We start from the raw sequence: 24481 nt of genomic DNA, 5'->3' as shown, positions 1-24481 counted from the left end.
ATCTCAAAAATCCGTCTTTGACGTTTTGTTTGTCCTATTTTCGGTTTATAGGCCGAAAGCCGCCTTTCCCGAAAGCGGCCGCGATAGCTAAGCCTTTGCGATTTCGCTATGGTCTGGCTAGATATGTTTGTTGGGTAAATGACGAGGTGCGCTTATGGCCGAGAACCGGACCACCGCTGAAGGCGGTATGGAGACATCCTTTGGCTTCAAAAATGTCGCCGATGGCGAAAAGCAACCACTCGTCAATGACGTCTTCCACAAGGTCGCCAAGCGCTATGATGTGATGAATGATCTCATGTCTGCCGGCCTGCATCGCGCCTGGAAGAACGCAATGATCGCCGCGCTCAACCCGCGGCCCGATCCGGATTATCATGTGCTGGATGTTGCCGGTGGTACGGGCGATATCGCCTTCCGCATTATCGAGGCCTCCGGCGGGCTGGCAAAGGCCACGGTTCTTGATATCAATGGTTCGATGCTGGGCGTCGGCGAAGAACGGGCCCGCAAGAAAGGCCTGATCGACAATCTGACCTTTGTCGAGGCCAATGCCGAGGAACTGCCTTTCGAAGACAAGACCTTTGATGCCTATACAATCGCCTTTGGCATTCGCAATGTGCCGCATATCGAAAAGGCGCTGTCGGAAGCCTATCGTGTTTTGAAGCGTGGCGGCCGGCTGCTGGTACTGGAATTTTCCGCGCTTGATTCGCCATTGATCGACAAGGTCTATGATCTCTGGTCCTTCCAGGCGATCCCGGCGATCGGCAAGGCGATTACGGGCGACGGCGAGCCCTATCGCTATCTGGTCGAATCGATCCGAAAATTTCCGGCACAGAAAGATTTCGCGACCATGATCGAACGGGCGGGCTTCTCGCGCGTCAGCTTCACCAATTATTCCAGCGGTATTGCCGCGCTTCACTCCGGCTTCAAGCTTTAAGGCCGGTCATGAGTGTTTTCCGTTCCTATTTGCGCCTCATGGGCGTTGGCTGGGTGCTTGCCCGTGAGGGCGTGATCAATGCCCTGCCATCGGATGGCCTGCCGCCGCTGATGCGGCTCGGCAAGGGCGCGCTTTCGCTTCTGGCCCGCCGCCGCGCGCGCAATGAGGCGCGCTCGGACCGGATCGGCAAGGCCGTGTCGCGTCTCGGGCCGTCCTATGTGAAGATGGGCCAGTTCCTGGCAACGCGGCCGGATGTTGTCGGCGATGCCTTCGCCGATGACCTGGCTCAGCTGCAGGATCGCATGCCCTTCTTCTCCATGGAGGCGGCGCAGCAGGCCATTCGCGGCTCGCTCGGCCGGTCCACGGATGATCTCTATCTCGAATTCGGTAACCCCATTGCGGCCGCATCCATCGCCCAGGTTCACCCTGCAAGGGTGCAGACGCCGGACGGGCCGAAAAAGGTCGCTGTCAAGGTGATCCGTCCCGGCATCCGCCAGCGCTTCAATGAAGATCTCGAGGCCATGTATCTGGTCTCGCATCTGCAGGAGCGTTTCGTTCGCAAGAGCCGGCGGCTTCGTCCCGTCGATGTCACCCGCACGCTGGAACAGACGACGCGGATCGAGATGGATCTCAGGCTTGAGGCTGCCGCGCTTTCCGAAATGGCGGAAAACACGGCCGATGATCCGGGCTTCCGCCTGCCGGAGGTGGATTGGGAGCGCACCGGTCGCGATGTCGTCACCATGGAATGGATCGACGGCATCAAGATGTCGGATGTCGAGGGGCTGAAGGCGGCCGGGCACGATCTTGAGCATCTGGCCGTAACGCTGATCCAGTCCTTCCTGCGCCATACGCTGCGCGACGGGTTCTTCCACGCCGACATGCATCCCGGCAATCTCTTCGTCGATCCGAAGGGTGAGATCGTTGCCGTCGACATGGGCATTGTCGGCCGGCTCGGCAAGAAAGAACGCCGGGTTCTGGCCGAAATTCTCTACGGCTTCATCACTCGCGATTACATGCGCGTGGCCGAGGCGCATTTCGAAGCCGGCTATGTGCCGTCCCATCATGACAAGGCTTCCTTCGCTCAGGCCATCCGTGCGATCGGCGAGCCGATCCATGGTCAGTCGGCCGAGACGATCTCGATGGGCAAATTGCTGACGCTGCTGTTCGAGATCACCGAAATTTTTGACATGGCGACCCAGACGCAGCTGATCAATCTGCAAAAGACCATGGTTGTCGTTGAAGGTGTGTCGCGCATGCTCGATCCGCGCTTCAACATGTGGAAGGCCTCCGAGCCGGTCGTGGCGAAGTGGATCGAGGACAATCTCGGCCCGAAGCGGGTGCTCTCCGATATGAAGGACGGGCTGAAAGCGGCGCTGAAATTGGCCGAGGCCATTCCGGAAATTGCCGACAAGACAGAGACCCTGCACAATGAAATCGTCGCCATGAGCAAGGACGGGCTGCGTTTCGACGCGGCAACGGCGGATGCGATCGGCCGGGCGGAAGCGCGCCACAGTCGCTCCGGCCGGGTGGCGCTCTGGTTTGGTGTTCTGATTCTGGCCTATCTTGCAGGCCTTGCCACCTATATCATCCTGAACTGACACAGACATTCTTTCATGCCGCTGCATCGGCGGCCGGACATTTGGTGGAGGAGCCTTCTTCATGCGCATTGGCGGTCGTCTAGCAGGCGCAATCGAGATCCTGGCAGATATTGAGGACCGGTCGCGCCCCATTGCAAACGCTCTGAAAGACTGGGGAACGGCGCATCGTTTTGCCGGTTCCGGCGACCGCGCCGCCATTGGTAACATCGTCTATGACGCTCTCAGAATGAAGCTGTCCCATGCCTGGCTGATGGATGATGACAACCCGGCCGCACTTGGTCATGCGGTGCTGTTCCGTCAGTGGGGGCTGTCGCCCGAGACGCTTGCCGCTGCGCTTGACGGTGACAAATTCGCGCCGGAACCTTTGCCGGAGGCTTCGCTTGCCGCCTTTGCATCGCGAAAGCTGGAAGATGCGCCCGATCATGTGCGCGCCGATCTGCCGGAATGGATCCTGCCATCCTTTCAGGCCAATTTTGCTGATGACTGGCTTGGCGAGGCTGAGGCGCTGAACCAGCGCCCGTCGCTCGATCTCAGGGTCAACACGCTGAAGGCTGCGCGTGAAAAAGTGGCGAAAGCGCTCGTCCGCGCCGGTGCGCTAGCTTCGCCGATCGCGCCGCAGGGCCTTCGAATTCCGCCGGGAAGCGGCGCTGATCGCCTGCCCAATGTCACCGCCGAACTCTCTTTTCAGAAGGGCTGGTTCGAGGTTCAGGACGAGGGCTCGCAGCTGGTGGCGGCACTGGCCGGCGCTGAAAAGGGTGAACAGGTTCTGGACTATTGCGCTGGCGGCGGCGGCAAGACGCTGGCGCTTTCCGCGATGATGGAAAATACCGGTCAGATCCATGCCTATGATGCCGACCGAACCCGGCTGTCGCCAATTATCGAGCGCCTGCGCCGTGCGGGAACCCGCAATGTTCAGGTTCATGACGATGTGAGCGCGCTGGACCGTCTGGAAGGGCGGCTTGACCGTGTGCTGATCGATGCGCCCTGTACGGGAACCGGCACCTGGCGCCGGCGGCCGGATATCAAATGGCGGCTTTCCGAACGCAATATCGAGGAGCGTACCGGCCAGCAGCGCGAGGTTCTGTCAGCGGCCAGCCGCTATGTCCGTCCTGGCGGCACGCTGATCTACGTCACCTGTTCTCTGCTGCCGGAAGAGAATCAGCGTCAGATCGAGCGTTTTTTATCGGAAGAAAGCGCCTTCGAGCCCGTTGATCTTGCTGCGGTCTGGAAAGAGAAATTCACCACCGGTACTCCTCTGGAAAGCGGTTTCGGTTCGCTCACCCTGTCGCCAGCACGCACGGCGACCGACGGGTTTTACTGCGCGGCGTTGCGCCGGCGCGGGTAAGGCATGATCACGCCGCCATGCTTCTGCCATCGACCTTCCTATTGTGGGGAGGGCTGAACGGTGGGCGGAGTGATATATGGCGCGAATTTACATCTACACGGTCTTCATTGCCGGCGTCGTGGTCGCTGGCTTCGTCATCGGTATGCTGAACCTGCCGGGTGAATGGTATGGTGAGCTGGCAAAACCCGTCTTCAACCCGCCCGACTGGCTGTTCGCGCCGGTATGGTCGCTGCTCTATGTGCTGATCGGCTGGGTTGGCGCGCGCGTATTCCTCGCGCGCCGGATCCGCCCGCGCCTGATGCTTGACTGGGCTGTGCTGCTGGTGCTGAACTTTCTATGGCCGCCCGCTTTTTTTGGTATTCAGCTGCCCATGCTCGGCTTGGCCATCATCATATTGCTGTTTCTCGGACTTCTCTGTTTTGTCGCCTATGCCTGGCGTCACGACCGGGTCTCCGCCGTGCTTTTTCTGCCCTATCTCGTCTGGGTTGGCTTTGCCATGGCTCTCAATGGGGCGATCGTTTACCTCAATTGAGGTTTGGCGCTTGAAGCCCTTCCGGCCCCGTGCCACTCTCGGCATCAAACGGGCAGGGCGCGGCATCGGGCCGCCGGCCAAGAATGGCGGTCATGACAGGTTTTCAACACGGCGACTTTCGCACGCGGATCACCAACAGTTTTGCCAAGCAGGGTGCCATGGCGATGATCGGCGCCGAGCTGACCAGCATCAGTCACGGCGTGGTTGAGATTGAACTGCCTTTCGACATGAAGCTCACCCAGCAGCATGGCATCCTCCATGCCGGCGTGATCGCCGCCACGCTGGATACTGCCTGCAACTATGCCGCCTATACGTTGATCGACACCGATGCCTCGCTCTTGACCATCGAATTCAAGGTCAATCTGATGTCACCGGGACGCGGTGAGCGCTTTCTGTTTCGCGGCGAGGTGACCAAACCCGGCAGCAACATCATTGTCACCGATGGCCGGGGTTACGCGCTCGGTGATGGACCCGCCAAGCTGATTGCCTCGATGACCGGCACGAGCATGATCGTGCGCGGCCGTGATGATATTGAAGGATAAAACCACATGCGTATTGATGAAATCGGCGGGAAGCGGGTGCTCTTCGTCATGGCGGCGCCGGCTGAATATGGTGACAGGCTCAAGGCAAAGATCGATCCGCTGATGACGGGGATAGGCCCTGTTGAGGCGGCGGTGCAGCTGTCGACGCTCTTGTCGGGCCTTGCGGAAAAGGGAGATCTGCCGCATCTGGTCGTCTCGCTCGGTTCGGCCGGTTCCGCCCATCTCGAACAGACGGAAATCTATCAGGTCTCGACGGTTTCCTATCGCGACATGGATGTATCGCCGCTCGGGTTCGAGAAAGGCAGGACGCCCTTTCTCGATCTGCCGAAGGATGTGGCGCTGCCCTTCGAAATTCCCGGCATTGCCACCGCAACACTGTCAACCGGGGCCAATATCGTCTCCGGGGCCGATGCATATGCCGCTATCGGCACGGATATGGTGGATATGGAAACCTTTGCACTTTTGCGCGCGTGCCAGAATTTCGATATTCCGCTGATCGGCCTTCGCGGTATTTCCGATGGGCGCGAAGACCTCAAACATGCCGAGGACTGGACCCAATATCTGCATATTATCGACGAAAAACTCGCCATATCGCTTAATCGGCTGGAAAGCGCCATTGAAACGGGGATCATTACGCTCTAAAGGCCTTGCCTTGGTTTCCCTTGTCACTTGAGAACCGTTGAGGCCCGTCCATGACAGAGCTTGCCCATCAAGATTCCATCCTGATCATCGATTTTGGTAGTCAGGTCACGCAGCTGATTGCGCGCCGTGTGCGCGAAACCGGCGTCTATTGCGAGATCGTGCCGTTTCAGAAGGCCGAGGAGGGGTTTGAGCGACTGAAGCCGAAGGGGGTGATTTTCTCCGGTGGTCCCGATTCGGTCACGCGTGAAGGCTCGCCGCGGGCGCCTGAAGCTGTTTTTACCGCCGGTATTCCCATTCTTGCGATCTGCTATGGCCAGCAGACGCTGTCGCTGCAGCTGGGCGGCAAGGTTGAAGGCGGTCACGCTGCCGAATTCGGCCGCGCCGATGTCGAGATCCTGAAGGCCTCGCCGCTGTTTGACGGGATCTGGGACGTCGGCAAGAAGTATCAGGTCTGGATGAGCCATGGCGACCGCGTCACCGAAGCGCCGGAAGGCTTTGAAGTGATCGGCGTTTCGCCGAACGCGCCCTTCGCCATCTGCGTCAATGAGGACAAGCGTTACTACACCACCATGTTCCATCCGGAAGTGGTGCACACGCCCGACGGAGGCAAGCTGCTTGCCAATTTCGTGCACAAGATCGTCGGGCTGAGCTCTGACTGGTCAATGGCGGCCTATCGCGCCGAGATGGTGCAGAAGATCCGTGATCAGGTGGGCGACGCACGTGTCATCTGCGCCCTGTCCGGTGGCGTTGATTCCTCGGTTGCCGCGCTTTTGATCCACGAGGCCGTTGGCGAGCAGCTGACCTGTATCCTTGTTGACCACGGCCTGATGCGCAAGAACGAGGCGGCCGATGTCGTTGCCATGTTCCGTGAGCATTACAATCTGCATCTGATCCATGTCGATGCCGTCGATCGTTTCGTTGGCGAGCTTGAGGGGGTCTCCGATCCTGAAACCAAGCGCAAGATCATTGGCCGGCTGTTCATCGAGACATTTGAGGACGAGGCAAAGAAGCTCGGCGGCGCCGATTTCCTTGGTCAGGGCACGCTTTACCCCGATGTGATCGAAAGCGTTTCCTTCTCCGGCGGCCCGTCGGTGACGATCAAATCGCACCACAATGTCGGCGGTCTGCCGGAACGCATGAACATGAAGCTGGTCGAGCCGCTTCGCGAACTGTTCAAGGATGAGGTTCGCGCGCTTGGTCGCGAGCTCGGTCTGCCGGAAAGCTTCATCGGCCGCCATCCTTTCCCCGGTCCAGGCCTTGCCATCCGCCTGCCGGGCGGTGTCACGCGTGAGAAGCTTGATATCCTGCGTGAAGCCGATGCGATCTATCTTGATGAGATCCGCAAGGCTGGCCTTTACGACGAGATCTGGCAGGCTTTCGCCGTGCTGCTTCCAGTGCAGACTGTCGGCGTCATGGGCGATGGGCGCACGTATGAATTCGTCTGCGCGCTGCGTGCCGTCACCTCCGTCGATGGCATGACAGCGGACTTCTTCCCCTATGACATGGCGTTCCTCGGCCGCGCTGCGACCCGGATCATCAACGAGGTCCGCGGTATCAACCGCGTCGTCTATGACGTGACGTCAAAGCCGCCTGGCACGATCGAGTGGGAATGAGATTTCCATGAGAAAAGGGCGACCCGGTGGTCGCCCTTCAGCTTGCAGACAAAGTCATTCAGCTTGCCTGTTTGGGGTGAATTAGCCATCGCCTCCGTCGTCATCCCCGTGCTTGTCACGGGGATCCATGTTCTTAAGGATTTGAATAAGAAGTATCTTTCGCCGCGCGGACGCGCGTCGGCTGGATGCCTGTGGACCAAGCACAGGCATGACGTTAGAGAAGGGGCTAGGGTTTGTTAGCAACCTGAGGGCGGTCCGGCGGTCGCCCTTTCGCGTTTCGGCATGGTGTCAGCGTGTCAGGAATTGCTCTGCGACGATGAGGAGGTCTGATCGGGGCGGATTGTCCTCGGCCTTGCTCATGGAAGCATGCGTGAAGCAAAATTGCTTCAGGGCGCCTTTTCGACGCGATCTGCCAGGCCTTCGAGGTTCCGGCACAGGCGCATCAAAGCGGTTCGTCATCCCAGTTGAGGAGGAAGTTGTAAAATTCATCGCTGCCGGTCTGGGGCGTGTGCGGTTGCGCCGTTTCCGGGAAAGCGTGAGAAATCTCCTGAATATCACGCTTGGTATCTGCGGAAACGGACGGGCCGGGAGCCGGCGCTTTCTGAGTGGGGGGGCGGTGCGGCTGAACCTCTTCGTCTGTCGCGATACGTAACCGTTTGGCGCTGGATGACGTTGATGGCTGGTCCTGAACCTGATTGCTGCGCCTGACCGGTTGTCTGGGGAGCGTATCGCTGAGCGATCGTTTTGCGGACGGCAACGGAGATGGTCGCTCAAATTTTGGTTCATCTACGCTGCCGGTGGTCGCCATCGGCTGTTTCAGGATGGAACCTGCGTCTGGTCGCTGATGTTTGGGGGGCTGGTGCCCGGGCTGTTCCTGCCTGCCGCCAGCGACCTGACCATGTCCCCGATGGCTCCACAGGGCTGCCGCAAGGACCGGATTTGTCAGTGGCGTGACCGTGGCTTGCTGCCACCGGGCCTGCCTCTGCATCTGATGACTGGGTGGTGCCGGGGTGGGCGCGGGTGTGGCCGTAGAACCAGAAGACAAGTGACCATACTTGTTCAGGATATCAGGGGTGCTGGGTCTTGAGGATCCTTCCAAAGCCGGTCTCCTTTGCTAAACGAAAGATGTATTTCACCTCCCGGTCAGTCTGGATGGGAGCCAGCTGAATTGCTTTTCGATTTATCTTATAAAAGACGATCCGAATGCTGGCTAAATTTGGTGGCGATCGCTGTGGAACCAGTTCGTGAGCGGGGTCGGTGGAGTGGTGCTTTATGCAATTTGAACAAAGACTTGACGATTGCTATGCGCTGAGCGCGTGGCTGGGTCGCCCAAATGTAAATTGACTTTGATCACCAAAACCACGAAATCAATACGCGAAATCACCGTATAACTGAGCAGTTCAGGTTGATCGGTGTCAGATACATGAAAGTCAGGCAAAGCACAGATCAATATTTCAGGTCTTGCCATGCCGCAGACATCCGCAAGGCGCTGTTGTTTCATCTGCCGTGCGGAAAGTTCTCAAGCCAGAAAGCTTGAACGGGTTGGAGTGGCCGATAGCGACATGTGGTCGGCCAGAAGGAGTTTGCGGCGCGATATCAGCTGATAAGGCTTTGCGCAGCGGAAAAGGGAAACGAGGAAATGAGCATGGTTACGATCAAGAACAGCGTCATTGCAGCAGCGGTTTTCGCATTTCTGCCCCTGACCTTTGCAGCATCCGGTGCTTCGGCCATGGATGACGGCGTTGCTTCTGCAATCCAGTCGCTCGGTCTGACCGACATTTCCCAGCAGTATCGCAATGTTCAGGGCGTTGCTTTCCGTGGCATCCTGCCCGATGGCACGCCGGTTCGGGTCAATCTCGACCGCAATGGTGATATCACCGAGGTTGAAGCCCGTGACAAGCTCGGCTTTGAAGCCCGTCAGGTCGAAGCGATTGTTCCCGAGGCTGTTCAGGCAAATCCGGCCTACCCGGCTCAGGCCAAGATCTGGAAGCTTGAACTGCATGATGGCGAACTGGTTGCCATCAAGGGATATATTCCGGGCACCAGCGCCGTTGACGCTGAATTCGGCCCGAACGGTGATGCTGTTGGCGTGACCGCCCAGCGTTGATCTGATCGAAAGCAATATCTTTTTGCAGCCCGGTTCCGCTATTTTCGGAACCGGGCTGTTTCGTTTGTGTTCATCGCTCAAACATGAAACAGCATCAGGATAAAGCCGAAGAAGATCACCAGATGAACGGCGCCCTGCAGAATATGGGTGCGCGGAGCCGAGAAGGTGACGATGCTGATTGTGAGGATGAGAATCAGCATGACGAGATCATCGGTTCTCAGCCCGAGGACCATGTCGAAACCGAAGGCCGAGGACACGGCCATCATGATCGGGACCGTGAGTCCGATGGATGCGAGCACCGAGCCGAGGAAGATGTTGACGGCCTGTTGCAGGCGGTTTTCGAGAGCTGCCTGGACGCCCGTCATGCCTTCCGGCGTGGTGACGAGAAGTGCCATGACGACACCGCCGATCGCTGGCGGCGCGCCGAGCGTTTCGACCAGATAGTCGAGCGGCAGGGCCAGTTGCTCCACCAGAAAAACAATCGGGATCAGATAGGCGATCAACATGAAGCCATGCCAGGCAGTGTTGCCGTGACAGCAGTGTCTGGAATTTTTCGCGCCGCGAAAGCCCTTGGGATTGTTGAAAAAACCGCGGTAGCGCCCGGTCTGCATGAGCAGGAAGACAATATAGAGCCCGAAGGCGCAGCCACCGACCAGAAGCTTTTCCGGGCCGGAGATGCTTCGGTTTGGTGCTGACAATGGAAGTCCGGGAACAACCAGGCTGAAAATGGCGAGCGGAATGATGACGCCGAGATAGGCGTTGGCGCCCTGCAGGTTGAAGACCTGCTCGCGGTGCCGGATTGCGCCGACGATCAGTGCCGTGCCCACCATGCCCCCCATCACGATCATGATGACCGAATAAAGCGTGTCGCGGACCAGGACCGGATTGTTGGCGCCATGCAGGATGACAGCCGTCAGGCTGAAGGCCTCTATCAATGTGATCGAAAGTGTCAGGATCAGTGTTCCAATCGGTTCACCAAGTTTCAGGGCGAGCTGTTCGGCATGCCGCATGACATTGGTTGCCGAGCCGATGATCATTGCAATAAGCCAGAGGAACAGGGTGGCAAGCCAAATGGGTTGCGACAGATCGGCAAAAAGTCGCTGCGAGAAATGGAAAAAAATCAGCGAACTCAGATAGGCCGGTGCCAAAAACCATTCGCGTTTGGCAATTTTTGCCAGGCATGATCCGAATTTAGGGAGATATGACTTTCTGTTTTCAACATGCGTCATAGCGGGCCCCTTCCTGTCAATGAAAGACAATGCTCTGCTTGCGGCGTGATGCCGCGAGCAGGCGGGGAAGGGGGATTAATTGTAAAACAAGGCAGCTTTCCGGCAGAAAATCAGTATTCGCGCTCGTAAAAGATGCCGCCGGTTGTTTCTCCGCGTGAATCGGCAGAGCCTTTTACTGTGAAATTCCTGCCTATATCTATATTTACACTTGCCTTTGTGCCGGTGTCGCGGCTTTGTTCGATCTCGATATAAGTATTATCATTGAGATATTTTCCAACACTGACGGCTGTATTGCCCTCACTATCGGTCGTCAGGTCGAGATTATCGATACCAAGACCGCTGCGCAATGTTTCGAAGAGCGAATGGTGCGTGCCGCCCGTCAACTGCGCAACTGCATCGGCGAGCTGGGCGATCTGCAATGGCGAGAGCGAACTGGAATCGCGGGCAAAAATAAGCTCGGAGAGGATTTCGTCCTGCGGCAGGCTTGGCGAGGACGTCAATTCGATCTTCGGATCGCTGGCAAGGCCGGTGATCTGGATCGTGATGGTCGTGGAACTGACCGAGGTCGTGGCCTGAAGATTGATGATCGGGATCAGCGATCCGCCGAAGGTGAGGGAAGAGGAGCTATCGAAATCCAGCCGGCGGGTGAGCACCGTCAGACGGCCGCGCACAAGGTTGAAACTGCCGGATACCAGCGGATTTTGTGCCGTTCCTGCAATGGTCACCCTGCCGCCGAGTTCGGCATCGATCCCGCGACCGCGAATGAAGATGGCGCGCGGCGCGTCGACAACGATGTTGAGACCGATATCGGTCTGCGCACCGCCGGGCTCGGCGGGGGCGATCTCGCGCGCTTGAGCCAGAATGGCGGCGGAGGCATCCTGATGCACGATGTTGATTTCTGAAATCGACGAGGGAAGCCGGTCGGGGATCGTGATCGCGGCCCGGGGGATGGTAATATGACCGGTGAGAACGGGCGATTGCATGACCGGTCCCTTAATGGCGAGCGACCCGTCAATCGTTGCTGCCACCAGCGTATTGTCGTTGACCACGGCGTTGTCGAAGGTCACCGAAATATCGGCGGGGAAGGCGCCGGTGAGGCCAAGCGTGCCTCCAATGGTGATTGAGCCGCCACCGCTGAAATTACCCTTGAGGTTTTCGATGGTCGCCGTGCTGCCGGAAAAGGTAACCCGGCCATTGAGATTGTTCATGGAGAGGTTGCGGCGGATATCGGTAAACGAGGGGATGGCGACCTCGATTGCGCCGCTGACCGCGGGCTGGGTGGCCGTGCCGCCAATCTTGACGTTGATATCGCTCTTGCCCGAGACCGAGAAGCCGGAGGAGGCTGCAACGCCTGCAACCGACGACATCGGTACCGTTCCATTGACCTGAAGGTCGAGCGGTATGCCGGATGCAAGGCCGACGGATCCGGCGGCCGTGAGGGTGATGCCACCACCTAAGACCTGGGTATTTGTCGTGACGGATTTGCCGTCAAAGCTTCCGCTGGTATTGATGGCGATTGCCGTCAGTCCGAGACTGCGTGTCTGGGCAAGCGAGCCGCCATCGAGTTTGATCGCATATTTCACATTTGGCGCGGCGAGACTGCCGCTCGCCTCCACTGTGCCGGAAATGGTTCCGCTCGCGCCGAGAGAGGGCACAAACTGATCGGCAAGCGCGGCCGATACGGCGTTGATGCCAAGCTTGGCGTTGAGCGTCTTCCCGAGTGAACCGGAGGCGGTAAGGGTGCCGCCGCCAATGCCGATCACCGTATCGCCGATCGTGATCTCGCCGCCATCGATGGAAATATGGCTCGGCTTTTGCAGTTTCACCGCCAGCGCCATCGGCGCGGCCTCAAGCCGGGTGATGTCCACGTCAAGCGTATCGCCGCGTGTTACAGTGGCCTCCAGATCGACCGGGGCATTATCATAGGTGGCACCGAGTGTCAGGTTGGTCCTGCTGCCGGCATTGTCGGCTTCAAGCTTCAGGGATGAGATGGACTGACCGGCGGCGAGGATCGATCCGATCGTCACCGTGCCGCTGGCATTGAGATTTGCAAGGTCGCTGACCGTGAGGTCGATGGCCGTTTTTGACAGGCTGTTGCTGCCATAGGCAAGTGTGCCGCTTGAAGCCTTCACGGAAAGGCTTATGGCATCTTTGTTCTTGTCGAATGTGGCATTGCCCGACAGATCGCCGGATGCATCCTGCCCTGCAAGGGCGGCAAGTGACGCAAGGTCCGGCAGGTCGAAGGTGATCTGGCCTTTCGGATTGTAGTCAGCATCCAGCGTAACGGCGCCGGAAAGGGTATTGCCATCCACCTTGCCGGCAATATCGGAAATATTGATCATTCCGTCACTGGAGGTAACATTGGCCGCAACCGAAAGCGGCTGACCGGCATAGCTGGCCTTCACGGTGAGGCTGGCCACCGGTGCCTTGAGATCCGCTGTGCCCTTGATCGCGGCTTCAAGATCGTCGATTGCAATATCATTGACGGCAAGCGACTTGGCTGTCGCTGTCAGATCGATATCGGGTTTTGCAAGCGCGCCGCTGGCCGCAAGCGATACCGAAACTGCGCCTTTTACCTGCGGGGCGAGCGCGGCAAGATCGGTGAGGTCGGCGGTGATCTTCGCATCGAGATCCCCCTTTTCAAGCGCAACATTGCCCGAAACTGACAGAAGATTGTTGTCGAGCTTGAGGTCGGAAAGACTGACATTGCCGGTCAGATCCGCCTGATAGGTCGAAGACAGTGTGGTCATGCCATCGACCTTGCCATCGGCGAGGCTTGGCAAAGCGCTTGCCAGTACGAAAAGCTTGGCATCGCCTTTTACGGTTCCACCCTTGCGGTCATAAAACGCCGTCACCGTGCCACCAATGCTGCTGCTTTCGATCGATAAGGGCTGGACGCTGATCGTGTTTCCGGCAAGGGTGATCGGGGCGGTTATCTTCACAGGCGCCTGCAGCAGGCGATTGAGATTGTCTTCCTTGAGATCGAGCGAGGCGACCGACAGGCTTGTCGTGATATTGCCTTCAAGATCGGTAAGGTTGAAGCCCTCGGACGAGGCGGTGAAGGTGGCATTGCCGATGGAGGCCTGCGCCATATCGAGGCTTGCAAGTGTCGCATCGGCTTTTATCGTCGCCTTGGATGCGTCGCCTGAAAGGCTCAGTTCGGCGCTGGCCAGCCTGATGGCAAGCATGTCTTCCCCCATGGGCAGGTCAAGCGGCACGGGACCAAGCGTACCGGTGAGACTGGCCTTGAGATCATTGGTTCCCTTCGCGTCGTAACTGCCGGAGGCCGCCAGCTGGAAGGCACCAGTGCCGATATCGCCCTTGTCGATGGTGATCCGCCCGTCGGGTGCCATGGCAACGGCCACGTCAAGATCGGTCGTTCCGGCAAAAAGCGGCCGGAATGTTTCCGGAATAAGCGTGGCGAAACTGCCGGTTCCGCTGGCGGTGATCGCGCGCGTATCATCCTTGGCAAGCTTGTGGGTGAAATCGATCTCGCCAAGCTTGTCACCGCCAAGCGTTGCAATCAGACGACCGGCCCAGCTAGACAGCGGGCCGCTGCCGTCAACGCCGATATTCAGAGCTGGTTCACCGGGGATCTTGAGAAGCGTGGCCACCATGCCGCCCTGAGGCTCGTTGACCTCGGCCTTCAGGGTCAGGGCATCATCTTTTGGAGCATATTCCAGATCGGCCTTCAGGTAGGTCGATGGCTTGGCGCGATGTTCTGCGTCGATCACCGCACTGATCTGGTCGGAGATAATGCCGAGGCGGCCACTTGCCGAAAGCGGGAATTTTTCGCCGAGGACTTTCTCATCGATATCGATCGCGGCGAAATCAAAACTGTCAATCCAGATGCCGATCGGTAGCGAAAACCCGCCGCCTGTATCGGCTTTCGGTGCCTTTTCGGTGTTGTCCGACTGCGGCAGACGGTCAAGCGCTATATTGCCCGCCGTCAGGCTGGAGGCAGAAAAGCGCCCGCGAAAGAGCGCAAGCGGGCTCCAGTCGAGAACCGCATTGTCGAGTGTCAGCCAGGGGCCGGCGCTGTCGGAAATGGCGACATGATCGACAGTGAAATGCCCGGTCAGCGGTGCGCTGACAGTGCCGATCTCGACATTGAGGTTGTCGGACGACACAAGCCGGGTGATCTCGCGGACGGCAAAATTGGCGCCGGGTGCCGTAAAGCCGACGGCGATGACGACCACAAGCACGGTTGCGACCACGCAGGCAAAAAGCACGAGAAGTGCGCGCGTGACAAATCGGAACAGTGAAAAGGGTCGTCTCATCGTATCGCGTCTATGTCTCTTCAGGGCAGCAGGCTGCACCATGATGGATCACTGGAAGGTTCGGGCAATCGGCCGCCTTCCGGTTGCATGACGTGGCCTTGAAAACAGGGTTCCCCCGTTCAAAACGCCACGCGAGTTTCTAAAATTCCGAGCGCTTTACTCAAGTGACGCAACGCTCTCGGGCGAATCAGAAACTTTGCCCGATACCCGCATAGATACCGTAACTGTCACCGCCGGAATAGCGATCAAGCGGGAAGGCGATATCGAGGCGCAGCGGCCCGAAGCCGGTCAGGTAGCGGAAACCGATGCCTGCGGAGGAGCGGATATCGCTGAAATCGGGAAATTGCTTGTCCGAAACATCGGCGGCATCAAGGAAAGGAACCAGCTGGATGGATTCGGTAATACCCACGCGTGCTTCGACATTGGCCATGACATAGGAACGGCCACCGGTTTCCTGGCCGGCACTGTTGCGCGGCGAAATGCTTTTATAGGCATAGCCGCGCACCGTGCCACCGCCACCGGAATAAAAGCGGCTGGTTGCGGCAATGTCCTTCAGGCTGTCGCCACCGAAGATGCTGCCAGCGCCAAGCCGTCCGGCAAGCACAAAGCGGTCATTGTCGTCGAGTGAGAGATAGCTCGAACCAACCGCGTTCAGGCTGCCATAAAGCGTGTCGTTGAGGAAATCATAGCCAGGTTCGGCCGAGGACAGGAAATAGACGCCGCTGGTCGGGTTCAGCGCATTGTTGCGCGAATCACGGTCAAAAGTGATCGGCGTCGAGAAGGTCAGATAGTCATTGGTGCCGAAAGCGTCTTCGATATTCGAATAGGTCGTGTCAGCGGAGACTGAGACGGTGTTGGCCTCCGTCATCTTCAATGCGTAGGTCAGGTCCGCGGTCGTGTAGAAGGCGCTGTAGGGATCGGGATTATCCGTGCCTGTCTTGATCGAGGCGGACAGCGTTCCGTCGGGTGAAAAGGCGCCGGGCCGGGTAAAGGTGAGGCCGGTTTCAAGGTCCAGGTCGCTGAAGCTGCTTGCCGCGCCGATTCGCGAAACCGAGGCTTCAAGCTTCAACCCTTCTGCATGTCCGAAGAGGTTGCGGTGCCCCCAGTAACCGCTGAGGCCGAGACCATCGATCGAGGAAACCTGCCCGCCGACACCGTAATAGCGGAATTTACCATCCTTGACATGGACGGTGGTCGGCAACTGGCCGCTTTCATCCAGTTCGCCAGCCGTCGATACGCTGACGGATGAAAACGTCTTCAGCGATCGCAACCGGTCGGCGGCCTTGGTCAACGTTTCCGGCGAATAGGGCTCTCCGGCTTTCAGCTTCGAATAGGTGCGGATGAAATCGGGATCAACGGCCGACTTGCCGTCAATCGCGATCGGGCCGAGATTGGCCTTGGGGCCGGCCGTTGCGGCAATCGTCACATCAATCGTCGAATTGGCATGGTCGGCGATCACATCGCGCTTGGTGACTTCGGCAAAGGGATGGCCCTGATCCTGAAGCGTTTTGCTGATCTTGGAGGCCGCCTGAAGGATCAGGACCGAACTCGCAGGCTCACCGCGCTTCAGGCCAAGCGCATCAGGCGCAAACTGGCTCGCAGCGTCGGTAAGTGTCACATTGGCAAAGGTGAAGCGAGGACCTGCCATGATCTGGATGGTGACAGGAACCGTGCCCGTATTGCCGAAATCTGGGACGCCGGCAATGTCCTCAATCGGCTGTCCGGCAATACTGATATTCACCAGGCCGCCATAATAGGCTTTTTCGTAGAGTGCGCCAACCAGGATCGGCAGGTCGTCGCGCGCCTTGACCACGACGCCAAGATCGCCATCGACCGGATCGGACTGATCGGCGATCAGTTGAGAACGGTTCCGCAGAAACTTCTCCAGCTCCGCATCGCCCCCGGTGATCGAGAAAGCAACCGAATAACGGGTGGGATTCTGCATGTCGACAGCTGTGGATTCCGGCCGGGCGCCGAATAGATGGACCCCGAAAAGAGAGAAGGCCATGGCGCTCGACGCGGATCCAAGGCACAGGATCACGGCAAGGGCGGCCATCATGGCGCTGATGCCCATACGTGAGGCCCCGGATGGCGGGCTGGTCTTCTTCAAACGGCTCGTCATTGACTACTCTGCGGCGCGCATACTCTTACATTTTCTTGATAGCATAAAATACGTCGCAGCCCACTGAAACAATATTTCTAGGATAAAAGAGAGTTAACCAAAGGTAAGCCTGCAAAATAAGCCGATGTCTTGCCTTTGCCGTCATAAACAACAAATCCGAAGCGGCGGCGGCCGCTTCGGAGCTTTTCTGGACTGTGAGGTCTCATCTTCGAGACCGCAATCTCATGCTTACCGGTGATAACCGGGCGGGCAGGCATCCTTGTACTGGCGGCCGTAGCGGTCGCGATAGTAGCACTGGTTGTTGCCGCCAACGGCATTGCCGATCAATGCGCCAGCCGCCGTGCCAAGTGCTGCACCGGCAAGCGTGCCGCCAACGCTGCCGTCCGATACGGCCATTCCCACCAGGGCGCCGCTGCCCGCGCCGATGGCCGCACCTTCCTGTGTGGGCGTGCATGCAGACGCCGCGATAGCGGCTGCGCCAACCAACAATCCTGCGATAATTCTCTTCATTTGATCCCTCACTTGTGAAGCGGTCAATTCAACCCTCTGCCACCGCTGAAGCCGTTTCCGGGGCCCCATGAGTGCCGGATTCGGCCGAATGCAAACCTAGAATAGTGCTTTTGCCTGAAGAGAAAAGGACAAAGACGCCTCCTGGGCTATTGGCGCATGCTTTTGTTACGATTTTGTCAGGCATTGTGCCTGTCTTGCGTCAATCTGCCGCCCCTGCCGGTCTGACGGGCACAGGTCTCGAAATGACAAGTCTATACAATGACTTGAAAAATGCCTTCAGCCGGGGCTTCAGTCATTTCGGAAGATACAGAAATTCACCGCACTTGATCTCGATCAAGATTTCGCAAGGCCTGTTGCGTGTAGAGCCTTATTGGAATAATTCAAATGAGGCTTTGCCAGTATGAGAAGCCGGACCATCGAAGTGCCCGGCTAGTTGATGCGTCTGCCGCCCGGATTAAAAACACGGCGATGGCGCTCGGGAGCACTTGAGTGATGGATTTCGAAGCATTCTTCAAAAGCGAACTCGACGGATTGCACGACGAGGGACGATATCGCGTTTTTGCCGAGTTGAAACGGCATCGCGGTGAATTTCCCCGCGCCACCCGGTTCAAGGATGGCGTTGAATCAGACGTGACTGTCTGGTGTTCGAACGATTATCTCGGCATGGGGCAGAACCCGGTCGTGATCGAGGCGATGAAGGAAGCCATTGATGCCTGCGGCGCTGGCGCCGGCGGTACGCGCAATATTTCCGGCACCAATTATTACCATGTCCTGCTGGAACAGGAACTGGCCGATCTCCATGGCAAGGATGCGGCGCTGATCTTCACCTCCGGATATGTTTCCAACTGGGCGACGCTTGGCACGCTCGGCCAGAAAATCCCCGGCCTGATCATCTTTTCTGATGCTTTCAACCACGCTTCGATGATCGAGGGTATTCGTCACGGCAAGTGTCCCCGCGTGATCTTCAAGCATAATGACCTTGAAGATCTCGAAGCCAAGCTGAAGGCAGCTGATCCCGACGCGCCGAAGCTGATTGCGTTTGAATCTGTCTATTCCATGGATGGTGATATTGCGCCGATCAAGGAGCTCTGTGATCTCGCCGACAAATATGGTGCCATGACCTATCTCGACGAGGTTCATGCCGTCGGCATGTATGGCCCGCGCGGCGGCGGTGTGGCTGAACGCGAAGGCCTGATGGATCGTCTGACGATGATCGAAGGAACGCTCGGCAAGGCCTTTGGTGTTATGGGCGGCTATGTGACAGGCTCACAGGCGCTGATCGATTTCGTTCGTTCTTTTGCTTCTGGCTTCATCTTCACGACAGCGCTGCCGCCGTCACTGGCCGCTGGTGCCGTCGCGTCGATCCGCCATCTGAAGCAAAGCCAGATGGAGCGCGCCCGTCATCAGGAGCGTGTCCACTGTCTTCGCAAAAGGCTGGATGCACGCGGCATCCCGCACATGGATAATCCGAGCCATATCGTTCCGGTCATGGTTGGCGATGCCGCCAAGTGCAAGTGGATTTCCGACATCCTGCTGGACCAGTTCGGCATCTATGTCCAGCCGATCAATTACCCGACCGTGCCGCGCAAGACCGAGCGTCTGCGCTTCACGCCGACGCCGCTGCATTCCGATGCGGATATCGACCATCTGGTCGAGGCATTGCACAGCCTCTGGTCCCAGTGTGCTTTGGCGCGCGCTGTCGCGTAAACCGGCTGAAACAAGAAAACTGCTTCTGAAAACGGGTCGCCCTGGCGGCCCGTTTTGCTCTATCCCAAGTAAACCTCCAGCTACGATGGAGGACGGTAAGCGCCGTTCCGGGACCACGTCAATCACCCCTGGGGTTCTCCTACTGGCTCGAGGAAACTTGGGGCTCAAGTCAACACATATGTCGTCGATGGCTTGCACGGGGGAGGGAGGGTCGATAGGCTGCAGCCAGTGTTGTCCGCTTCGAACTGTTACGGACGGATCAACCACTTTGCTGCTGTGGTGCCTGAGCGCATGGATCACAACGCGTTCGGGCTTCGCGGTTTGAAGGCCGTCGGTGCCGTAATTTACCTGAGGTGATATGACCACCGATTCTTCCGCACATGGTTCCTCCGGTTTTCGAAATGGTTACGATCTTTCGCGTGCCAACACGCTGGGGCTGGTTTCACGCGCTAAGGGTGGGCTGGAAATCGCCAGCCTTGCCGATGTCGAGGCGATAGCGGCGATGGCGGAGCAGCAGGCGCTGCCGCTCTATCTTCTCGGGGGCGGCAGCAATGTGGTTCTCGATGAAGTGATTGAGGGACTGGTCGGCGTCATGAAAATTCGCCATCGGAGCCTGCAGAAAACGGCCTCCGGGTTTGTTGTTACTGCGGGAGCCGGCGAGAATTGGGACGATTTCGTGCGCTGGACGATCAGTCAGGGCATAGGCGGGCTTGAAAACCTCGCCGGTATCCCCGGCACTGCGGGTGCTGCGCCGGTACAGAATATCGGCGCCTATGGGGTTCAGCTATCGGATGTCTTTCATGAGCTTTCAGCCTATGATCTGCGTGAACGCCGGATGGTTCGCTTCTGTCGGGCAGATTGTGCCTTTTCCTACCGGCACAGCTTTTTCAAGGCGCATCCCGATCGCTTTGTCATCCTTTCGATTTCACTTGCATTGCCGCGTCAATGGTCGCCACGCTGCCACTATCCCGGGCTTGAGCATCTGGCATCCGCTGCGTCACCAGAGGTTGTCTTTGAAGCTGTGACGGCGCTTCGAGCGTCGAAACTGCCGGATTGGCGGCAGCTCGGCAATGCGGGCTCGTTTTTTCATAATCCGATTGTATCACCGGAAATTGCCGATGCCATTGCCGGTGGGCCGCGCTACCGGCAGGATGACGGCCGTATCAAGCTTTCGGCCGGTTGGCTGATCGAACAATGTGGGCTGAAGGGAGCACGGCTCGGACCGGTTGGCATGTTTGAAGGGCATGCGCTGGTTCTCGTCAATTATGGTGCGTCGACGACAAGCCGGGATGTTGAGGCTCTGGCCGCGCTCGTCAGGGACCGTGTCCGCGCCCGTTTCGGTGTTTCGCTTCAGCAGGAGCCTGTGGTTTTTGGCCGGCCGTCTCTCGGTCCTCTTGGCACGGGTTAGCGCAATTCTTCGACCGTCCGGCAACAGGCAAGCACGCGTCGCTGTCTGGCGAGAGTGCTGTTCAATCTTTTTGAACGAGATCAGCGATTTCATTGTTTGTTTTGCCGCGAGATCCTGTCAGTCCCGGCGAATGCCGGGGGCTATTTCAGGGTGCTGAAAACTGGTTGATCAGCCGCTGGCGCAGCATATTCATCGGCAGGTCTGGATCCGTGCTTTTCGGGATCATGCCAGCGGTGAAGCCATGGCCGGTGAATTTGGCGATCAGCTGCGGGTCGCTGGAGATGATGTGGACCGGTACGTCACGTGAGGCATTTTCTCCGGTGACAAGCGGGGCAGGCTGGTGATCACCAAGCACAATAAAGACAGCGTTATTGCCAAAACGGGCGATATAGTCGCCGATCGTCTGCATTGAATAGTCGATGGTGGCGATATAGTGGCGACGGATATCATCCGGGTCGGACCAAACCGCGGCCGGCGTCTTTCCGCTGGTGGCTTGACCATCAAAGACCCGGCCATCGCCGACTTTGGCCCAGTCGATCAGTTTTGGCACCGGTGTCCAGGGTGCGTGGCTGGAAACAAGCGCCATCTCAGTCATCACTGGCCGTTTGTCGTCCGGTTCGCCATGGCGCACGAGCCGGTCAAAGGCCGAGAGCGTGTATTGATCCGGCATGGTGATCCAGTTGAAGGGCTTGCCCTGGTAACCGAGATCGGTGGCGGTGAAGATGTTGTCATAACCGAAATAGGACGATTCCGGCCAGTCCATGGTGATGGCGGGCATGACGGCGGCGGTGCGCCAGCCGGCCTGGTGAAACAGCCGGTTGAGGCTTTTGCGGTCACTGATCATCAGCCGGTCATAGCGCGCCTGATTGTCGATCCACAGGCCGGACAGCAAAGTGCCGTGGGCGAGCCAACTGAGGCCGCCCATCGTTGGCGACAGGCTCCAGCCGCTGGCTGCGGAAAAGCCGGCGCTATCGAGCTCTTTCTCGATCGCACGCAGACGCGGGGCGAGAACGGGTTTATAGCGCGGATCTTCGATGGCGCTTCGGCCATAGCTTTCCACAAAAATCAGGACGACATCACGCCCCTTTATCGCCTGGAACAGCTGATCGGATGGCGGGAGCGTGTCTTTTCTCGACAGTTCGGTTTCAAAGCTGCGCATATCGGCCACAGAGCGCAGCACAAGCTGGATCCTGGCACTCACATAGGCCGGGCTCCTGAGATTGGCGAAAGAGCCAACGGCGACGACTTGGCTCAACATGACAAGCACAATGCCGAGGGCGAGGATGGCGACGAAGGCGAGTGCTGTCACATGGGCGTCGACCCGGCCCGCGCCTGCCATGCGTTTTTGCGCACGCCAGAAGGCGTAGAGAATGGCAATATAGCCAAAGATCGTTGCGCCAATCGAAAGAGCGGCTTTGCCGGTTCCCATGGCGCCCGAGAGTACATTCCAGCCATCGGCCAGCATTTTGAAGTCGAGATAGGGATTGAAAGGCCGGCGAAAGGCAGCCTGCACACCGAGATCGGCCAGTTTCAAAAAGAGCAATACGGCGATGATGGCGGTCAGGCAGACGGAGAGGGCAAGCGCCATGCGCCGGGGCAGCAGCAGCAAAGCAAGGCCTGCAAGCGGGATCTCCAGCGGAATGCGCAAAAAGGTTGCCGGTACGAGGGCCGCAGGATAGTCGGGCAGGGTCAGAACGATAAAGGCGATGACGACGAAGGCAATTGCGGCAAGGCCGGCGCTGCCGAAAGACCGCTGGCGGTGGCTGTCGCCCTGATCATTCGTCATGCTGAACCGTCCTCTGCGCTGCCCTGGCTATCTTCAATGCGCCGTTTGCGCATCTCGGTTGCTGTGGTTGTTGCCGTGTGGGTCCGTCTTGTCAATCCTGATGAACGGGCGTCCCGGCATCATTGCGATGGCGCAGCAGATAGGCGGTGTCGCGCAGGAAGGAGAAGGCGAGTGCTGCAAGAGCCAGGCCGGCAATCAGAGCAGAGACAGGCGGCATGACGGCAGGCAGCAATATGATACAGAGTGCGCCAATCTGTATCACGCAGATCAGTTTGCGAGCGAAAGATGGCGGTAGCGGGCGCCGCATGAAGGGCGCGATCCATTGGGCAATGACGAAGATATAGCGCATCAGCCCGATCAGCAGAACCCAGAAGCCTGCCTTGCCTAAAAGCAGCGCCGCAGCCGACAGAACCAGGATCATCAGCGCATCGATTTCCATGTCGAAGCGGGCTCCGAAAGCGGAGGCCTGGTGGAAGTGGCGCGCAAGCCAGCCATCAAGACCGTCCAGAGCAAGCGTTGCAAAGATGACGGCGAGGATCGTTGGCAGGGTTTTATCGTTGCCGTTCGAGATCTGGCCGACCAGTAGAGTGACGGCGACAAAGACCGTTAGCGCGGCCCTAAGGGCGGTGACGAAATTGGCGTAGCCAAACCGTTCATGATCGTGGGCGGTAAGGCCGAGCGGCAGCAGGATGAAAAGCAGCAGCAGCGCAATGGATGCCGTGGCTATCGTGGTGATTGAAATCGAGAGCCATGCGCCGATAATGAGATAGAAGACGACCGCAGGAATATAGGCCAGAATAAGCGCGAAGACCGTATCCACAAGGAGCCCTCGGCTCAACCGCGTCACGCTTGCGGGCTGAGGGCCGGTTGCCGCAGGAATTTGTCCGCCTTGTTTCATAGGCAAGGGCCTGCCCTGTCTGGTGTGTCGGCAAAACGTCGTTCAAGGCACATGGTTGTAATTTCGCTCCTATAGCATATCAGATTACGATATTGGTGGGGACTGGCAAGTATAATGCAGATTAAAGTGCACCCATCAGTTGCTGTGCCGGTTTGCGCGTGACAGGCTGAAGATTGCGGGTGCGGGCAAAGGCGAACAGCTTCTTTGCTGCCGGCAGGGGAGGGTGCGTATTGAATATCAGTCAGCATGGCCATGTGGGCGGTGGTGTGGCGCGGGCGCTGTGGTTCGTCTCTGCAGGCGCGGCCGAGATCCGAAGTGAGGGGCTGCCTCTTACCGATACGGACAGTGCGCTGGTGCGCATGTGTTATTCTGGCATCAGCCGGGGTACAGAAGCGCTTGTCTTTCAGGGGCGCGTGCCGGAAAGCGAGCGGGAACGCATGCGTGGGCCGAATATGGCGGGGATGTTTTCTTTTCCTGTGAAATACGGCTATTGCGCCGTTGGTCGCGTGGAAAAGGGGCCGGAAGCCTTGCTGGGCCGTATGGTCTTTTGTCTTCACCCGCATCAGGATCGCTTTGTTGTGCCTGCCGCCATGCTGGCACCTCTGCCCGACAATATTTCGCCGGCACGCGCGGTGCTGGCCGCCAATATGGAAACCGCGCTCAATATCATCTGGGATGCTGCGGTTCAGCCGGGCGATCAGGTGGTTGTCTATGGCGCCGGCGTTGTCGGCGCGCTTGTTGCTTTCCTTGCAAATGCCATTCCCGGTACTGACGTTCTGCTCGTCGACGCCAATCCGGCGCGGGCGGCTTTGGCGAAGACGCTGGGCATTGCCTTTGGCGATGGGAACATGGCGGATGGTTTCGATGTGGCCATCAATGCCAGCGGCTCGGGCGAGGCGCTTGGCGACGCCATGAAACATGCCGGGCAAGAGGCGCGGATTGTCGAGGCAAGCTGGCATGGCGACCGGAATGTCAGTCTGCCGCTGGGGGGGCCGTTTCACGCCCGGCGTCTTTCGCTCATCAGCTCCCAGGTGGGCGCCGTGCCGGCGGGCCGCCGGGCTCGCTGGCCATTTTCCCGGCGCATGGCAAAGGCACTCGCGCTTCTGGCCGATGACCGGCTCGATGCGCTGATTTCCGGCGAGACCGATTTTCCGGCGCTGGCTTCGCGTTACGCCGCGATCCTGGCGGATCCGGCAACGCTTTGTCACCGTATTGTCTATTGAGGAGAGTG

At 58.5% G+C, this 24481-nt stretch carries 19 protein-coding genes; 11 read left to right on the top strand and 8 right to left on the bottom strand.

The genetic code is table 11. The features are described 5' to 3' along the window. Positions 1-154 precede the first annotated feature (154 nt). From ubiE to guaA, 7 genes are all read left to right on the top strand, one after another. Positions 155-931, top strand: a complete 777-nt coding sequence (gene ubiE, locus FJU08_RS19005; RefSeq protein ID WP_141150630.1) for a bifunctional demethylmenaquinone methyltransferase/2-methoxy-6-polyprenyl-1,4-benzoquinol methylase UbiE — start codon at positions 155-157, stop codon at positions 929-931. A gap of 8 nt (positions 932-939) precedes the next feature. Further along, on the top strand, positions 940-2529 hold the full coding sequence (gene ubiB / locus FJU08_RS19000; protein ID WP_141150629.1) for a 2-polyprenylphenol 6-hydroxylase: 1590 nt from the start codon (positions 940-942) through the stop codon (positions 2527-2529). A 61-nt stretch (positions 2530-2590) separates the two neighbouring features. Then, a complete protein-coding gene (locus FJU08_RS18995; RefSeq protein WP_141150628.1) occupies positions 2591-3874 on the top strand; it encodes an RsmB/NOP family class I SAM-dependent RNA methyltransferase in 1284 nt (427 codons plus the stop codon). Between the two features lie 76 nt (positions 3875-3950). Further along, on the top strand, positions 3951-4406 hold the full coding sequence (locus tag FJU08_RS18990; protein WP_141150627.1) for a TspO/MBR family protein: 456 nt from the start codon (positions 3951-3953) through the stop codon (positions 4404-4406). 92 nt (positions 4407-4498) lie between these two features. Continuing rightward, complete coding sequence (locus FJU08_RS18985; protein WP_141150626.1) at positions 4499-4948, top strand: PaaI family thioesterase; 450 nt, start codon at positions 4499-4501, stop codon at positions 4946-4948. Positions 4949-4954: 6 nt separating this feature from the next. Further along, positions 4955-5590 (top strand): 5'-methylthioadenosine/S-adenosylhomocysteine nucleosidase, encoded by a 636-nt coding sequence (locus FJU08_RS18980; protein WP_141150625.1) that lies wholly within the window; start codon positions 4955-4957, stop codon positions 5588-5590. Between the two features lie 50 nt (positions 5591-5640). Then, on the top strand, positions 5641-7203 hold the full coding sequence (gene guaA, locus FJU08_RS18975) for a glutamine-hydrolyzing GMP synthase (RefSeq protein ID WP_141150624.1): 1563 nt from the start codon (positions 5641-5643) through the stop codon (positions 7201-7203). A 442-nt stretch (positions 7204-7645) separates the two neighbouring features. On the opposite strand, the gene FJU08_RS18970 is transcribed toward guaA, so the two are convergent. Further along, the gene (locus FJU08_RS18970) at positions 7646-8011 is read right to left on the bottom strand and encodes a hypothetical protein (protein WP_141150623.1); all 366 of its coding nucleotides are present in this window, start codon (positions 8009-8011) and stop codon (positions 7646-7648) included. A gap of 462 nt (positions 8012-8473) precedes the next feature. Further along, entirely contained in the window at positions 8474-8704 is a 231-nt protein-coding gene (locus FJU08_RS18965; protein ID WP_141150622.1) for a hypothetical protein, read from the bottom strand. Between the two features lie 144 nt (positions 8705-8848). Here FJU08_RS18965 and FJU08_RS18960 point away from each other — a divergent pair, with 144 nt between their 5' ends. Beyond that, positions 8849-9310 carry a hypothetical protein gene (locus FJU08_RS18960; protein WP_141150621.1) on the top strand — a complete coding sequence of 154 codons (462 nt, stop codon included), beginning with the start codon at positions 8849-8851 and terminating at the stop codon, positions 9308-9310. 77 nt (positions 9311-9387) lie between these two features. On the opposite strand, the gene FJU08_RS18955 is transcribed toward FJU08_RS18960, so the two are convergent. From FJU08_RS18955 to FJU08_RS18940, 4 genes are all read right to left on the bottom strand, one after another. After that, complete coding sequence (locus tag FJU08_RS18955; RefSeq protein ID WP_141150620.1) at positions 9388-10539, bottom strand: calcium:cation antiporter; 1152 nt, start codon at positions 10537-10539, stop codon at positions 9388-9390. A gap of 110 nt (positions 10540-10649) precedes the next feature. Beyond that, positions 10650-14819, bottom strand: coding sequence for a translocation/assembly module TamB domain-containing protein (locus FJU08_RS18950; RefSeq protein WP_181409929.1), 4170 nt, complete (start codon positions 14817-14819; stop codon positions 10650-10652). Between the two features lie 187 nt (positions 14820-15006). Further along, positions 15007-16941, bottom strand: coding sequence for an autotransporter assembly complex protein TamA (locus FJU08_RS18945; protein WP_235890831.1), 1935 nt, complete (start codon positions 16939-16941; stop codon positions 15007-15009). A 228-nt stretch (positions 16942-17169) separates the two neighbouring features. Beyond that, positions 17170-17451: a hypothetical protein gene (locus tag FJU08_RS18940; protein ID WP_141150618.1), complete on the bottom strand. Its 282-nt coding sequence runs from the start codon at positions 17449-17451 to the stop codon at positions 17170-17172. A 492-nt stretch (positions 17452-17943) separates the two neighbouring features. Between FJU08_RS18940 and hemA the strand changes: the two genes are divergently transcribed. Both hemA and murB read left to right on the top strand, forming a co-directional pair. Beyond that, complete coding sequence (hemA, locus tag FJU08_RS18935; protein ID WP_141150617.1) at positions 17944-19158, top strand: 5-aminolevulinate synthase; 1215 nt, start codon at positions 17944-17946, stop codon at positions 19156-19158. A gap of 358 nt (positions 19159-19516) precedes the next feature. Further along, on the top strand, positions 19517-20566 hold the full coding sequence (murB, locus tag FJU08_RS18930) for a UDP-N-acetylmuramate dehydrogenase (protein WP_141150616.1): 1050 nt from the start codon (positions 19517-19519) through the stop codon (positions 20564-20566). Positions 20567-20711: 145 nt separating this feature from the next. Here the strand turns inward: murB and FJU08_RS18925 are convergent, their stop codons facing one another. Both FJU08_RS18925 and FJU08_RS18920 read right to left on the bottom strand, forming a co-directional pair. Beyond that, the gene (locus FJU08_RS18925) at positions 20712-22352 is read right to left on the bottom strand and encodes an alkaline phosphatase family protein (RefSeq protein ID WP_141150615.1); all 1641 of its coding nucleotides are present in this window, start codon (positions 22350-22352) and stop codon (positions 20712-20714) included. Between the two features lie 91 nt (positions 22353-22443). Next, a complete protein-coding gene (locus FJU08_RS18920) occupies positions 22444-23172 on the bottom strand; it encodes a CDP-alcohol phosphatidyltransferase family protein (RefSeq protein ID WP_235890829.1) in 729 nt (242 codons plus the stop codon). 308 nt (positions 23173-23480) lie between these two features. Here FJU08_RS18920 and FJU08_RS18915 point away from each other — a divergent pair, with 308 nt between their 5' ends. Continuing rightward, positions 23481-24473, top strand: a complete 993-nt coding sequence (locus FJU08_RS18915; RefSeq protein WP_141150614.1) for a zinc-dependent alcohol dehydrogenase — start codon at positions 23481-23483, stop codon at positions 24471-24473. Positions 24474-24481: the final 8 nt, after the last annotated feature.

Origin of the sequence: Martelella alba (assembly GCF_006516955.1) — a bacterium.
GTDB classification, from domain to species: Bacteria; Pseudomonadota; Alphaproteobacteria; order Rhizobiales; family Rhizobiaceae; genus Martelella; species Martelella alba.
Note: the sequence above shows the minus strand (reverse complement) of the source record. Positions and strands in the feature narration are given on the sequence as shown.